The sequence below is a fragment of the Bacteroides gallinarum DSM 18171 = JCM 13658 genome, assembly GCF_000374365.1.
GTDB lineage: Bacteria > Bacteroidota > Bacteroidia > Bacteroidales > Bacteroidaceae > Bacteroides > Bacteroides gallinarum.
The window spans coordinates 45310-61344 of record NZ_KB894132.1; the positions used below are offsets into that span (position 1 = coordinate 45310).

The 16035-nt window shown below is 39.0% G+C and carries 11 protein-coding genes; 8 read left to right on the forward strand and 3 right to left on the reverse strand.

All coding sequences use genetic code 11. The annotated features are described in order from the left end of the window. The first annotated feature begins 8 nt into the window (after positions 1 to 8). Positions 9 to 2195: a type IV secretory system conjugative DNA transfer family protein gene (locus C233_RS0111475; protein ID WP_018667733.1), complete on the forward strand. Its 2187-nt coding sequence runs from the start codon at positions 9 to 11 to the stop codon at positions 2193 to 2195. Beyond that, a complete protein-coding gene (locus C233_RS0111480; RefSeq protein ID WP_018667734.1) occupies positions 2192 to 2722 on the forward strand; it encodes a glycoside hydrolase family protein in 531 nt (176 codons plus the stop codon). Before C233_RS0111475 ends, C233_RS0111480 begins: the two co-directional genes overlap by 4 nt. A 76-nt stretch (positions 2723 to 2798) precedes the next feature. On the opposite strand, the gene C233_RS0111485 is transcribed toward C233_RS0111480, so the two are convergent. From C233_RS0111485 to C233_RS24830, 3 genes are all read right to left on the reverse strand, one after another. Further along, positions 2799 to 3299: a hypothetical protein gene (locus C233_RS0111485; RefSeq protein ID WP_018667735.1), complete on the reverse strand. Its 501-nt coding sequence runs from the start codon at positions 3297 to 3299 to the stop codon at positions 2799 to 2801. 98 nt (positions 3300 to 3397) lie between these two features. Next, positions 3398 to 4711, reverse strand: coding sequence for an agmatine deiminase family protein (locus tag C233_RS22660; protein ID WP_018667736.1), 1314 nt, complete (start codon positions 4709 to 4711; stop codon positions 3398 to 3400). Between the two features lie 3 nt (positions 4712 to 4714). Beyond that, positions 4715 to 4933, reverse strand: a complete 219-nt coding sequence (locus C233_RS24830) for a hypothetical protein (protein ID WP_018667737.1) — start codon at positions 4931 to 4933, stop codon at positions 4715 to 4717. Positions 4934 to 5361: 428 nt separating this feature from the next. On the opposite strand from C233_RS24830, the gene C233_RS0111495 reads away from it, so the two are divergent. From C233_RS0111495 to C233_RS0111515, 6 genes are read left to right on the forward strand one after another with little or no spacing between them, the layout of a single operon-like run. Next, positions 5362 to 5571: a helix-turn-helix transcriptional regulator gene (locus C233_RS0111495; protein ID WP_018667738.1), complete on the forward strand. Its 210-nt coding sequence runs from the start codon at positions 5362 to 5364 to the stop codon at positions 5569 to 5571. 10 nt (positions 5572 to 5581) lie between these two features. Continuing rightward, positions 5582 to 8377: a helicase-related protein gene (locus C233_RS0111500; protein ID WP_018667739.1), complete on the forward strand. Its 2796-nt coding sequence runs from the start codon at positions 5582 to 5584 to the stop codon at positions 8375 to 8377. Between the two features lie 5 nt (positions 8378 to 8382). Then, positions 8383 to 11007: a hypothetical protein gene (locus tag C233_RS24835; protein WP_241217480.1), complete on the forward strand. Its 2625-nt coding sequence runs from the start codon at positions 8383 to 8385 to the stop codon at positions 11005 to 11007. Next, positions 11007 to 13367, forward strand: coding sequence for a hypothetical protein (locus C233_RS24840; RefSeq protein ID WP_241217481.1), 2361 nt, complete (start codon positions 11007 to 11009; stop codon positions 13365 to 13367). Before C233_RS24835 ends, C233_RS24840 begins: the two co-directional genes overlap by 1 nt. A 3-nt stretch (positions 13368 to 13370) precedes the next feature. Further along, a complete protein-coding gene (locus C233_RS0111510) occupies positions 13371 to 15284 on the forward strand; it encodes an SIR2 family NAD-dependent protein deacylase (RefSeq protein WP_018667740.1) in 1914 nt (637 codons plus the stop codon). 7 nt (positions 15285 to 15291) lie between these two features. After that, a complete protein-coding gene (locus C233_RS0111515; protein ID WP_018667741.1) occupies positions 15292 to 16032 on the forward strand; it encodes an A1S_2505 family phage non-structural protein in 741 nt (246 codons plus the stop codon). Positions 16033 to 16035 lie beyond the last annotated feature (3 nt).

A 16035-nucleotide genomic window follows, 5' to 3' on the forward strand; every position in this document is an offset into this window, starting at 1 on the left:
CCGCTTGAATGGAAGAAACTAAAGAACTACAGACCACGTATAAAATATTCCGCTACTTGATTTATCTGTCACTGATAGTGGAATTTTTCGAATATGCCATTAATCCTGAACTACTGGATTATTGGGGTGGCATTCTGTGCGATATTCATGACCGTATAAAACGGTGGTATATTTATCAGGACGGCAACCTTATATGGAGTAAAATAGCCACCTTTATACTTATCTGCATTACTTGTATAGGAACACGTAATAAGAAGCATCTGGAATTTGATGCTCGTCATCAGGTTTTTTACCCGTTATTTGGTGGACTCGTTATAATAATATTGTCTATTTGGCTTTACGGCCAGAGTATTGGTATGAAATTCTATTCGATCAGTTTGAACTACTGGTTGTATATGGTTGCGTCAATCATCGGCACTATATGTATACATGTAGCCCTTGACAATATATCCAAGTTCTTAAAGGAAGGGCTTCTTAAAGACCGTTTTAATTTCGAGAATGAGTCTTTTGAACAATGCCAGGAGTTGCAGGAAAACAAATACAGTGTCAATATACCCATGCGCTATTATTACAAGGGAAAATTCCGTAAAGGATGGGTGAACATCGTCAATCCCTTCCGTGGTACGTGGGTTGTCGGTACGCCGGGGTCAGGTAAGACGTTCTCAATTATCGAGCCATTCATACGGCAGCATAGTGCAAAAGGTTTTGCCATGGTTGTGTACGATTATAAGTTTCCGACACTCGCTCAGAAATTATACTATCATTATAAGATAAACCAAAAAGCTGGGAAAGTTCCCAAGGACTGTAAGTTCAATATTATCAACTTTGTGGATGTAGAGTATTCCAGACGTGTCAATCCTATCCAACAGAAGTATATCGGAAACCTTGCTGCTGCCAGCGAAACTGCCGAGACACTGTTGGAATCACTGCAGAAAGGAAAGAAAGAAGGCGGTGGCGGTAGCGACCAGTTCTTCCAGACTTCTGCCGTAAACTTCCTCGCTGCCTGCATCTATTTCTTTGTCAATTATAAGAAAGTACCTTACGACAAGGACGGCCATGCCCTCATAGCAGAGATGACCACAGAGCCGAAGACGCACCGACCCAAACCTACAGGCCGAGTATTTGACCAGACAGGCAAGGAAGTGGAACCTGAATATTGGTTAGGGAAATACAGCGACATGCCTCATATCCTATCCTTCCTGAACCAAGACTATCAGACCATCTTTGAGGTATTGGAGACTGACCCTGAAGTAGCTCCCCTATTGGGACCGTTCCAGACAGCCATGAAGAACAAGGCGATGGAACAGTTGGAAGGTATGATAGGTACGCTGCGTGTCTATACATCCCGCCTGGCCACCAAGGAATCCTATTGGATATTTCATAAGGATGGAGATGACTTTGACTTGAAGGTGTCTGATCCGAAGAATCCGAGCTATCTGCTTATAGCGAATGACCCTGAAATGGAAAGCATCATCGGTGCCTTGAATGCCCTGATTCTGAACCGTCTTGTAACCCGTGTGAATACCGGTCAAGGTAAGAATATTCCTGTGAGCATCATCGTGGATGAGTTGCCTACACTCTATTTTCACAAGATTGACCGACTGATTGGTACCGCCCGAAGTAACAAAGTGAGTGTTACACTGGGCTTTCAGGAATTACCGCAGCTCGAATCCGATTATGGGAAAGTAGGTATGCAGAAAGTTATCACAACAGTTGGTAACGTAGTCAGTGGCTCAGCAAGAGCAAAAGAGACTTTGGAGTGGCTTTCCAACGACATTTTCGGTAAGATAGTCCAACTCAAAAAAGGTGTGACTATTGACCGTGACAAGACTTCCATCAATCTCAATGAGAATATGGACAGCCTTGTTCCGGCAAGTAAAATTTCGGATATGCCAACAGGATGGATCTGCGGCCAGTCTGCCCGTGATTTTATCAAGACCAAGACAGGACGGGGCGACAGCATGAATATCCAGGAGTCTACCGAGTTCCAAACTTCCAAGTTCTATTGCAAGACTGATTTCGACATGAAGAAGATTGCCGAAGAGGAAGCAGACTACAAGAATTATCAGATACCGAAGTTCTACACCTTCCCTTCAAAGGATGCCAAGGAACGTATTCTGTACCAGAACTTCGTAAGTGTCAATCTTGATGTCAAGAACATGATTGACGAGATAACCAAATTTAAAGTAAAATGAATTTCAGGATAATAGCAACTTTTGTCATATTCTTATTTAGTATGAGAGTTAACGCCCAGACGGTAATGCCGTCTGAGCCACTCTCTAAAGCCCTAACTATTTTTGAGCTTCCACCTTTTGAAAGAGCAGTCTGTTGTATCAGGTACTATGAGGGACTACATCGAAAAAAAGATTATCCTTACGTTGGATATGGCCATAAACTGCGACCCGGAGAAAGGTATTCATCCGAGATGACTGCCTCTGAAGCAGAAGCCCTTCTCCGTAAAGACCTTAAGGAGCTATGTTCCTTGTTTCGTCCCTATGGTAAAGATTCACTTTTGCTCGCAGCGTTAGCTTATAATATTGGAGCTTTCAAGCTTTTAGGATTAGACGGTAAATACCCAAAGAGTATAATCCTGAAAAAACTCGATTCAGGAGACAGAAATATAAAAAATGACTATGTGAAGTATTGCCACTGGCGTGGCAAGAAGATTGCTTCCATCGAGCGACGACGATATGCTGAATTTTTGTTGTTATTCGATTCATGAATATGTAATTCCACTGGTAAAATGCATCTGTATCTTACCAGTGAAATTTATATTTAACAATAAGACAATTTTAGGGCTATTTGGCATTGCTATATTCATGTATAACAGCCTTCTGAGCCTCATTCAATGCATCCCACTGTGTTCCTCCAGGAGTTAATACCATACCTATTATCGCCTTTCTGGTCTCTTTCGGCAAAGACTTCCATTGTTCTTTTTCCTTATCAGAAAATGCTCCAGGTACAAACATATTCAGAACATCCAACGCTGTAAGTTCGTTATTTGTTGCTTCTGACAAAGACTTCTTCACCTCTCTTTTGGTTGCACAGGTATCAACGGATAAAGCAAAACCGGTAGTGTCATTTGAAACTGAGACTCCACAAAATCCAAACATTTTAGCAAGCAAGTCTTTGGGGATAGTGAAATTACCATTTGCCCTTTTGTTTGCCCTGCTTTTGGATAGAGAATTGTGAACCATCGTCTGTGTTTTAGGTAAAGCCATTCGAACTTGTGACTGAGCACAAATTCGAGGGATGGCCACAAACATTGCCAATACTGATATGATTAAATACCTACTCATATAAATTCCTTAATTTAATCTACAAATTTACAAAGAATTAGCTTAAATAAATTACATAAGTCAATATAAATGCAGCTTCCTCTCTAAGCTAAATTCCATTATCTCCTAATGTTCCAGCTGATACAATGTAAAGCACCACCTTCCTCTGCTACTTCAGCCATTTCAATTTGATGAATCTCGCAATTAGGAAATGCTTCATGTATATATTGCCAAGCAATAGCATCCTCTTTAATATTGAATATTGGCATGATAATCTTGTTACCGACTTGCACGAAATTTATGTAAGCCCAATTTAAGTCAGTTCGTGGCGAACCAACCTTGTCCGCAAATCGCATCTCAGTGACTTCAAAGCCATATTCTTCAAAAATGTGTCGGATAGCAGCAGCTTCTTCCGGGTATTGATCTCCATGATTGCCCATCAGAATACTGTTGCCACCACACCATTTGACAAACCCATCCGAATGACCATACTTGTCTGTATCACGAGCATTAAAGTCACCATGCATTTTCCATGGAATTATAATCACAGGATGTCCAAGTTCTGACTCTAATTCTGCTTTGAACATTTCATCACCTTTTTCTTTACCATTCTCAGTAAACACCTTATCTGTCATGACAACATAAGGACCACATGGGACCATATTTCCGCCGTCAATTATTAGCTTTGTTGAACGACAACTTATCCCCATTCCACGTAGTACGTTAGCACATTCGGTCCTTGTTTCAGCATCCTCTGGATTCTTGCTCTTCATCAGATAGTCCGGATAATATTGGTACTTCAAGAACTCGTTCTCATTCAACTGAATTGGCATGTAGTCGCGTGCCCAATAATCTCTGGTGCATTTCAACTCTTTGGGTTCTATTCCGCAATTCTTCAGAAGATCAGTCAGACGCTGATAAAATTCCGGATGTCCATCCTTCTTATCCTTCAGCCAGGGTGACAAATAGACTTCATTTGTTTCACTGTCATGTAGCAACTGGTCACACCGCACATATCTGTATCGCTTATCCTTAAAAGAGGAAAACGCTTCGTGTAACTCTGTTCGGTCTGGATGTGATAGATATTCTCCAAGTATATAATCCACTTTACTTTCAATAGTCTGCTTACCGGTTAGAAGATTCAATCTGGGTTTACAGATATATCCAATCATACCGTTATTTCGCTCTACAAGAAAAGGGAAATTATTGTCCTGTTCTAAGGCATGATGAAGTCTGAACAGCTCTGCACAAGCCCAGGGTCCTTCTAAAATATCGCTTTTATCCTCGCTGACTAACTGACGGATCAGAATGCCCCCAAAGTAAGAGCTATCATCCAATATATACTTATCTACTTTTTTCCCAGTGCTGTCAATCCCATCCTTTTTACAAATCTCACTTGGGAAGTTCAAATCAATACCTCCAAAGTCATTCACGTATCAGTATAATGAATCGGAGAAACGGGGATGAGTGATAATGTCACGATGATGCTTATTGTAGAAGTAAAACTCAATCTCTTTAAAAAGATAGATTTTTTCTCCCTTTTGTATCGCAAAATCTTCAAACAGCAATTTGGCTATTTGAGTAAATCGTGACTCTATCTCTGCTGCATTCATTTCACCATTCAGAGACATTAGCTCTTTGAGTTTTGTTATCATTTTTATGTACTTTTTCTTTCATCAAAAATCCGATTCAAACATCATTCTCAGTACTTCTATGTAAGTACTTGAGTACGTTTCCATCGGTACTGCAGTACTTTGTCCAAAGTACTCACTAAACTTGCCCAATGTCTGAAAACGAAAAGAATAGTATTCTCTAACGCTAATTTACAAAAAAAACGACTATTTCAGAACAGTTTTACCATTAAAAATGCAAGAAATACAATGCTTTTTAATATCTAGTACAAGATAATTGGATTAATTCGCAAATCCATTTGCATATTACTCGTAGATTTTGGACGTTATCTCGACAAATTTTATTAGATTTGCATTATTGAAGAAATAAAAACATAAACATACGGAAAAACACATAGAAAACAGCGTTGTAAACTGTTGCCAATGTATTTTCCTCATAGAAATGATTTAAGATGGAACAGAATAAAGAACTGAATCGGCTAAAAGTAGTTCTTGTAGAAAAGAAAAGAACCGCTAAGTGGTTAGCTCAAGAATTAGGTAAAGATGCTGCTACAATTTCCAAATGGAATAGTAACACTTCTCAACCTTCACTTGAGACACTTCGTAAAATTGCTGACCTACTTGAAGTAGATGTCAGAGAATTATTAATCCCATCAAGATAGAAATAGCGATATGATAAATTATTCTCCTGGACAGCGCATTACAGTGCGTGGTGAGGATTTCCTGATAATCAATGTAGACCGCAATTATAATGGCGGTCATTTGTTGCATGTGAAAGGTCTTAGCGAATTAGTACGAAATCATAGTTTCATATTCGATACTGATTTAGACGACAACATCGAGATTGTTAATCCCGCCAATGCCCAAATTGTAAGTGATAATGACCCACGTTGGCGAAAAACCCGTTTATTGATAGAATCAGCTTTACGTAGTAATGCTTACTTCTCAAAGAAAATAACCATTGCACAAGGAGGTGCCTTTGATATTGCAGATTATCAGATGACACCTACTCTTAAAGCTTTTGAATTACCTCGTCCACGTCTTTTGATTGCAGATGGTGTAGGTTTAGGTAAAACTATAGAAGTTGGTATATTCTTGGCAGAAATGATCCGTCGTGGTCGTGGTAAAAGGATTCTGGTCTGTGCATTGAAAAGTATATTGGCACAATTCCAGGAAGAAATTTGGAATCGCTTTGCTATACCTTTAGTACGTCTTGACAGTATTGGCGTCGCAAAAATTCAGAATGAAATTCCTCTTAATAAAAATCCGTTTGACTACTACGATAAGACCATCATCTCCATTGATACACTTAAAAACAATGGTCGTTTCCGCGCATGGTTAGAGAAGACCCATTGGGATATCATTGTGATTGATGAATGCCATAAAGTGGCAAACGACAGTAGTCTTCGTGGAGACCTTGCTCAGTTCCTGGCACAGAAATGCGATTCAATGATACTTACTTCAGCTACGCCTCACAATGGAAGTGCCGAGTCATTTGCCAACCTGATGCGTATGCTTGAACCTATATCCATACCGAGGAACGGAGAATACACCAAGGAAGACATACAACCTTATTATGTTCGTCGCTTCAAGCATGATATATCCGATGAACGTATCCGTAGTCAGTTTCAAACCCGTGAAGTAAAGAGTATTCCCGTACAACTCACCTCAGAGGAAGAAGACATTTTAAGCTTCCAGCATACACGTTTCCGTTCACTGCATGACGAGCAGAAGAATGATGCATTGTTTGCCTTAACCGTGTTTAAGAGTTATCTATCCTCTCCTGTCGCTGCACTCAGAACCTTGGAGGAACGTTTAAAAAAAAATGACAGCAACGAACTCATGCAATTGACTGAGCAGGTAAGGTCATTGGTGGATAGAAAAGAAGATAGCCGGTACGATGCTTTTAAAGCTAAGTTAGCAGAATTGTGGAAAGCAAACCCCAAGGAACGAATTGTTATTTTCACAGAACGTATTGCAACTATGGAATACCTGCAAAAACGCATTTGCAGTGAGTTTAAATTGACTGCCGAACAAGTAGTACGTTTCGATGGTTCACTTTCAGATACCGAACAAGAGGAAATGGTGAGCGACTTTGCAAAAGAAGACAGCAAGGTAAAAGTCTTTATCTCGAGCGACAGCGGCTCACAAGGTGTCAACCTCCACTATTTCTGTCATATCATGTTCAACTATGACATTCCTTGGAGCTTAATAACATTGGAGCAGCGTAATGGCCGTATTGACAGATATGGCCAGAAACAAACACCTGTCATCTATTATATGGTTGCCCAAAGTGATAATACAGATTTACGTTCTGATTTCACGATTATAGACAAACTCAGAGCGAAAGAACAAGAAGTTCACGATACATTGGGGGATGCTATGAGTGTAATGGAACTTTATAATGTTCAGAAGGAAGAAGAAGAAATTAAGAAAGCTATCATGACGGGTGATACAGAGGTTCTTGAACCTTCTGCAACTCGTCGCCGTGCCCGTGGCGGTTTTAAGAAAGCCGATGCTGTAGTTACGACTCCTGCAACAGAACGTTTGTTAAGTAATATTTACGAAAGAAGATTCTCATTATATTCTGATGATTTAAGCTACTATAAAGACTTATTTGCAGAACTTGAGGCTGTTGGTAGCATTCAGCACGGCGATGTTGTGCTTCATGAGGATGCAACAGTTCCTTATGTAGAAGTGAAAAACAACGAGGAGCTTAGAGATGTTCTTTACGACATACCTAAAGAAGCTTTTCCTCGTGATAATATATTCCGTTTAACAATGGATAAAGCATGGCTGAATAAAAGTATTGCTGAGTCACGAAAGAGCACCACAAGTGAGTGGAGTAAATTCTTGCCGCTGTATGACATTCATCCTATTATCAATTATTTGCTGACAAAATTTACAGCATCGCTCCCGAAGACACAGGCCATGTGTGTGCACAGTACAACTCTGCCACAAGGGATGAGTTATTATCTGTTCTATGGAAGTCATGGAAACGGATTGGGACAGAATTTAGTGAGCAAATTCTTTATTGTTCCGTTAGATAAAGAAGGAGCTTTGCGTGAACGTCCCTTATCACTCTATGACTTTACTCAAAAGTATCCTATACTGACACAATTCATGCAGGGCTCGACTGATGAAAACATAAAAGTAATTGAGTCAAATCTAGAGAATGCAATAGATGAAGGATTAGTGAAGTATATGTACGATGCTCAAGCCAAAGTTGGTGATGAGATGGAGAAACAACTCAATGCATATAAAGAGAAACTAAAACTTTGGGCTGATACCGCTAACACACTTTTCCCGGATGAAGATGTCACCCTGACACGTCAGAATTTATACAAAAAAGAGCAAGAAGAGATTCAGAAGATTACCGACCAATCAAGTCAATTTTATCAGGACCTCTTCTCTCTTGATAATGCAGAACCCTATATGCGCCTTTTGGCCGTATTTCATAATCTTTGATAGTTATGGCAGATAATATAACATACAGGTTTATACAGAACGTGGGAGACTACTTCCCCTCAGGTTATTTCACTGATGATTTTATAAACAAAGTACAAAGTTGTGCAGGATACAGTGCGGATAATATGAAAGCGCTGTGCAGTCCTTATGTACAAATTCGTGGAGAGTACGAAGAATATAAAAATTTCATTATCAATGCGCACGCCCGTAAAGAAGATGAAATTAAGCATACACATGACTGGCATACCACGCTCCTGAAAAAACTGGGTTACGATGCAGAAAACGCCTACCAGGAGCCTTACGTCGTGAAGGACGGAGGTCCTGACGCACCTACAGAGATTATCCCTGTGCGCCACATCATTCGAAGTGGTGACCACATTTCCATGCTTATCATGGAAATGCAAAACCTGATAACAGTCAACGATACAGAGCCGGACGGTCTGTTCAAACAACAATATGAAGATGAACGTGCTTCTAACGAGCAACGGTATTATGCAGGACAATGGAGACAAGTAATTCCGTCCCGATTCCTTGATCGTGAGAAGTATCGTTTTTCTCCAGCTATTATCAACAAGGCAATCACACAGATTTTCCTAATGCCGGAAGAGCGACGTCCTCACTATATTCTGATGTTGGCAGGTAATACGGTTTTCCTTTTCGAGCAGGACAAATGGGCCAGAGGTGCATATCTTCAGCTTTCTCTTGACGAGCTATATTTCCAAGGTCTGATAAAGAACTACCGACTTTACTTTGCCCTCTTTCATCTACTGTGCTGCAAAGATACACTTGCGGCGGATGGTCAGACGGTTTTGATGGATACACTTATTGAAGAAAGCTATAAGAATGCCTACGAGGTAACTAAGGATTTAAAGGAAGGAGTAATCTTTGCCGTTGAGACCTTAGCAAACGAAGCACTCTACTATATGCATCATGTGGCAAACAAACCTTTCGGTAAATATATTCAGGAAACAGATTCTTATGATGAAACCGACGATGATTTTGAGGCAGAAGTTAAAGACGATTGTCTGACCATTGTCTATCGTTTGCTTTTCCTTTTCTATGCAGAAAGTCGTGAAGAACTGGAAATTCTGCCTACTGGAGATGAGGTGTATAAGCAGGGATATTCTCTTGAATCATTGAGGGATCTCGAAATGATGCGTCTTAACTCTCAGTCCAGTCGCGATGGTTATTTCTTTGATGATAGTATACATCATCTGTTCTCTCTGCTTGCAAAAGGTCATCATGTTGATCTGTCACCATCGAACAATAAAAGTTTCCGGGTACGTCCCATTGATTCTCCTCTATTTAACGATAAAAATCTACACCATTTGGGAGATGTAAAAATCAGAAATATCAAATGGCAGGAGATAATCCGTGCGCTCTCCCTGTCAAAGAAAAAGAATTATTGTGGCCGAATCAGTTATGCAAACTTAGGTGTAAACCAATTAGGTAGTGTGTATGAGAGCCTGCTTGCTTATCGTGGTTTCTATGCAGAAGAAGATTATATTGAAGTACACAAAGCCAATGAACCACAGGATGGAACATTCCTTGTCCCTTATAGCCGGATGAGCGATTTTGATATCTCAGAGGTTCTTTGTAATCAAGAGGGCGAACCGGTTATTTTACCCAAGGGTACTTTTGTCTATCGTTTGAATGGACGTGACCGCCAAAAGTCAGCTAGTTACTATACACCAGAAGTGCTTACCCGCAGTACGGTAAAATACACACTGAAGTCCATTATCGATGAGGTTCGTGAGAACAAGCGCCATGCTACTGAATTACTGGAGCTGAAGATTCTAGAACCTGCTATGGGTGCTGCAGCTTTTCAGAACGAAGTAATCAATCAATTGTCTGAAGCCTATCTGCTTCATCAGCAGCGTCAGCTACGGGAAAAGGGAATCCACAACTGGCGTATTGCTCCAGACCATTATCGTGATGAATTGCAAAAGGTAAAGGCTTACATTGCAACGCATAATGTTTATGGAGTGGATTTAAATCCGACTGCAATTGAGTTGGGTAAACTCTCACTTTGGCTTAACGTCATACATAAAGATATGGAAACGCCATTCTTTGCCAATCGGCTTACGGTGGGTAACGCTGTGATTGGTGCCTGGCTGAAAGTATATAGCAAGAACCAGTTCTATGGCATATCCGATCGTTACGGTTCCAAATTAAAACCAAACAAGTGGTGGGAATGTGCTCCACATAAAGTGAAATTTTTCAAAAACAGTGTTAATCGTTCGGTGAACGAAGTGTATCATTTTCTTTTACCTGATGCCAATATGCTGGGCGTACGCAGCATCAAGGAACAAAAAAAACTATACCCTAATGAAGACCGACGCATGACAACTATTCTGAAAGACTGGACAGCTCCTATTAGTGCACATGAGTTTCAGATACTACAGCGTATTTCAGCAAAGATTGACATCTTACTGAAAGAATATTTTATAGACCAGCTTACTATTGAGAAGTATACCAACAACCGTAAGGAGGTGTGGGATGGTATTGACCATTCAGCGCAAGAATCGTTATTTAAAATGAAGAACAAGCTGATAGCTATGCTCAGAAACAAAAACTGTTTGACACCCGCTATGGTCACAACAATGCTTATCGCAAGCTCAAACTTGTGATGGACTATTGGTGTGCTCTTTGGTTTTGGAGTTATGACGATACTATATCACTGCCTACCCGTGAAGAATATTGGAAAGATATCGAAGCTCTTTTGGCTGTTGATAATGACCGACTAGATCGCCGTACACGTTTGGCCTTGGAGCGTACAGGAAAAGGTATGTTAGCTGAAGATGATACAGAGTTTAATCGAATTACAGACGAAGAAGCTCAGATTGTGGCTCGTACCCAAGAAGAACTTCTCACTGAGGCTCGTGGAAGCCGTTCTCTTTTTGCTGACGATGACCCTATGCGATTCAAAATAGTAGCTCGTCTGTCAGAACGTTATCATTTCTTCCACCCGATGCTGGAGTTCCTTGAAGTATTCTGGCTACGCGATGGATTTGACATTATTTGTGGTAACCCACCATGGCTGAAGTTGGAATTTGATGAACAAGGCATTATCTCAGAAAAATATCCAGAAATAGCTATCCGTAAGATTTCTGCACCTCAAGCCAGAACTATGCGAGAAAATTTCTTTACCGCATCACCTCAACTCAAAAAACTCTATAATGATGAAGAACTAGAAAATGCCGGTTCTGCAGCATTTACGAATGCATATTGCAACTATCCGTTATTGGAAGGTCAACAGACCAATCTTTATAAATGCGTTCTGGAGAATGGCTTTACAATGTTGTCTGATAAAGGTTACATGGGATTACTACACCCTGAAGGAGTGTACGATGACCCGAATGGTCAGCCCTTACGTAAAGATTTATACAGACGTTTAAGATATCATTTTCAATATCAAAATGCTTTTAATTTATTTCCAATAGGTCATCGAGAAAAATATGGAACAAGTATTTATGGTGGATATCAAGATATTAGTTTTTATAGTATTAATAATCTTTTTACCCCACAGACTATCGATTCTTGTTTCGCACACAATGGATATGGTATTTGCGGAGGAATAAAAATTAATGGAGAGTGGAACACAGCTGGTCATCATGATCGTATTGTTCACATTACAGAAAAAGAATTGAAGGTCATGGCTGATACATTTGAACAGGGAGCAGAGGCACAGTCTGCCAAACTTGTTTCTATTCATACCACCCAAACAATGGAGATTTTAAAAGCTTTTGCCGCATTTCCTAAACACGTTGGAGAATTTAAGCCTAACATACAAGAATGCTATCACGAAACAGGCGCAGTAGATTCTGGCATTATTAAACGTGAAACATTCTATCCTAATGTAGATAATTATGAGATGGTGTACAATGGGCCACAAATATATGTAAGTAATCCTAGTTATAAAACACCAAAATCTATCTGCAATACAAAAGCCGATTATGATACCATTGACTTAACATCTGTTTCTGCGGAATATATAGCTAGATCCAATTATAGACCTATTATGCCGTTAGCTGAATACAAGAAGCAAGTACAAGGGTTTTATATTGGCCAAGATAGTATGGGTAATGCAACGTATGATAACTGGATTGATTATTATAAAGTAGGATTTCGTAAAATGATTAACCTTTCGGGTGAAAGGTCGTTGATATGTGCTGTCCTGCCACGCAGGACAGCACATATCCACGGTGTTATCTCTGCTACTTTCAGTAGCAGAGATAACACCGTGGATATGGCTGCGCTTTGTGCATCATTACCACTAGATTTCTTTATGAAAACTATTGCCGCACAAAATCTGACTTCAGTTCGTATGCAGGGATTTCCTCTTGGAGTTGATAAGAAATACAATTCTGCACTTCGTTCAAGATGCCTCCGTCTAAATTGCGTTACCAACCATTATGCCGAGCTTTGGCAGGAAGTATGGAATCCCGCATATAGAGAAGAGACCTGGAGTATAAATGACCCACGTCTCGCACCATGGGATACTCTTACAGAGCAATGGAATCACGACATTCCATTGCGTAATTACTTCGCGCGTCGTCAGGCACTTGTAGAGATTGACGTGGTTGCAGCAATGGCTCTTGGGCTTACTCTTGATGAACTAATCATGATGTACAAAATTCAGTTCCCAGTATTGCAACAAAATGAACAGGACACATGGTATGATGTTAACGGACAAATTGTTTTTACATGCTCAAAAGGACTGACTGGTGTAGGTCTTGATCGTAAAGGAACGCCAAGATCAGGTATTTTAGGCTGGGAAGATATTCGAGGAGAAGCTATTTCCGATGAACATGGTAATTTCATCGGCTATCAAGGCACAACTCCAACTTATACTCATACTATCGATTCTGACAAAAGCGAACTCTACGGTGGACAGAAACAAACTTTCGTTGCACCATATACCAAGTGCGATCGTATTGCTGACTATCGTACAGCATGGGCACATTTTGAAAAGATATTTAACAAGTAAAATATGGCAGATTTTAAAGAACTGATAGATAGTATAAGAAAAGAACAAGTAACATTGTTTTTGGGGTCTGGCTTTTCTCGTAAAGCTGGAGCCCCAATGGCTAATGCTATTGTGACATCCTTGAAAGAGTCTATGCCTGTTGACATAAAAGATGATTTTCGAGATGAGACCCATTTAGACTTGATTTCTGAAGAGTATGAACAGATTTATGGTCGAGAATCATTGATAAACAAGTTAGAGGAAATCTTCAAATTTATGCCGACTGATACTTCGGATCACACATGTTTAACTAAAATACCACATATACGACATATTATAACCACAAACTATGACACATTAATTGAAGACGCTTTTGGCCCAGATAATTGTTATGTGGTTAGGACAACTGATGATTGTGTTAATTTGCCAAAAGACAAGACAATCATATATAAGATACATGGTGATTTTACGAAAAAAGACAATATAATACTAACTAAACAAGATTACACTAACTTCTTTAGCAGTAACAACGAACCTCTTCTTTGGAAGTATATACAGAGTCATATACTAACAAATGATATGTTGTTTATAGGTTATAGCCTTGAAGATAGTAATATCTTTACGCTAATTCAAGAGATACGCAAGCAGGTTAAAGTTGATACAAGAAAATATTTTCTCATTGCTCCAGGACTTTACCATCATAAGATTGAAAGACTAGCAAAAACGAAAATTAAATACTTTAATGCTAAAGCAGAGGACTTATTTTCTGTCTTATTTGAAACATTAAACAAGAAGATAAAATCGGATTATCAAAGAAAGTATATATGCTTGGATACTTTTAGACGATATAGTAATCAGCACTTTTTGCAGCCAATAGTAGAAGAAGGTCAAAAAGAAAATAAGATTATTAGATTTGACTCTACTGGAAAAACAGATGTGAAGATTAATGTTTCCGGACTATCAAAGGAAGTAGCAGAAACCATAATGAGTCAAGATACCACATTATACAATTCATTTTTACCAAGAACACATATCCCTGCATATATGATAACTCAGGATATGATGAAGGAGTTAAATATAAGCATTAACGGCCTTACTATTGCTGATTATGATGATTGTAAAAATCTATTCATCTCTCCTACCGTGGAGACAATAAAGACAATCATTACAATACCTAGCATAAAGTTCAAGGAGAAGATAAAATTACAAAGATATAATCCTAACAAGGAGCAAGTATGTCTTTTACTGGAAACTGAACCATATACCTTCAAGTTAGTTTTCTCCTTCTTGCCGAATAAGGTTCTGAATTGCACTTGCAATGTCAATTTAAAGGAGAATTGTAAAAACCTCCAAGAAGCTATTAAATGGATGGATTTCGTCATTGCTCTATGGAGCCAGGAGGAATTTATCATAAAAGCATTTGACAAGGTTCCTATCCGATTTCCGAAAACGAGTCTTCATGAACTAAAACAGTTCAAAAAAATAAAGAAATACTACGAAAACACAAGTGACATAGAGGACTTGTATAACGTTGAATTTGAAACCATCGAAACTTACTCTGAGGATAATTTTCAAATAAGTGAATTGTTAATTCATTCACATCATGAGCATAACCTTAGAGAGAATATGCTTGGTCAAGAATGTACAGTGGAAGTGGGACAAGAACAAGAAGGCGTATGGGATGAAATTAAAGTTGGAGAAACGAAATATAGCCTTGCTTTAACTCAATCCTCATTGGAACAAATAGTTTTTAATGGTCAAAAATTCAATATAAAGAATAAAAACACCATAATACCACAATGCCAAATACTTGAGATTCAAAAAGAAAATGGCAAGGTGAGACAAATTACATTCAAGATTCTATCAGAATATGTATTTATAAAATATACGAACCGAGCATTAACTGAATTTGAGGAGTTTAGCAATTTGAAAAAATAAGTTAGTAATGGAAGCAGCATACTATAATCTATTATACGACGTTTTAAAAGGATACGACCATTGCACCCCTAGTAAAATTGTTAGTCTTAGAAACAACCAAATATTTGTTTTTGGGACGAATAAATATGGTTCGCAAAAACATGGCGCTGCAGGACTAGCTGCAAAAAGTTTTGGAGCTCAGGTTGGCATTACAAATGGTCCAACAGGAATGTGTTATGCGCTACCAACAATGGGGGTCGATATTCACATACTTGGAAAAGCTATATTACAATTTGAACAATTCGCACGTAATAATAGAGATAAAACATTTCTTGTTACACCTATTGGATGTGGCCATGCTGGTTTCAATGTAGAAGATGTCGCTCCTTTCTTTAAAGGATGTATTGCGTTGAAAAATGTCATGTTGCCTGAGCAATTCCTTTGTTTCTTCAGAAAAGAATGTATTGAAAAGTTACACATCAAAGAAACCAACAGTGCTAACAATAATCAAGAGGTAGATTACTATCTCCTCTATGACGAATCGGTACATCCTGTACTAAAATATCTCGAAGCACACTCAATTCCATTCTCAAAAGACGGTGGATTCTCACTTGTAGATGAGAATGACAATGTCATAGCAGAAGCAGAATTGTGCATCGAATCAGAAAAGATTGTATTTTACCCTAACGATCAAAATAGTGAAAAGGCTTTAGTTGCAGCGGGTTATACAATAATGTCTGTTAACGAATACCTCACTTCTAAATTTTAAGTC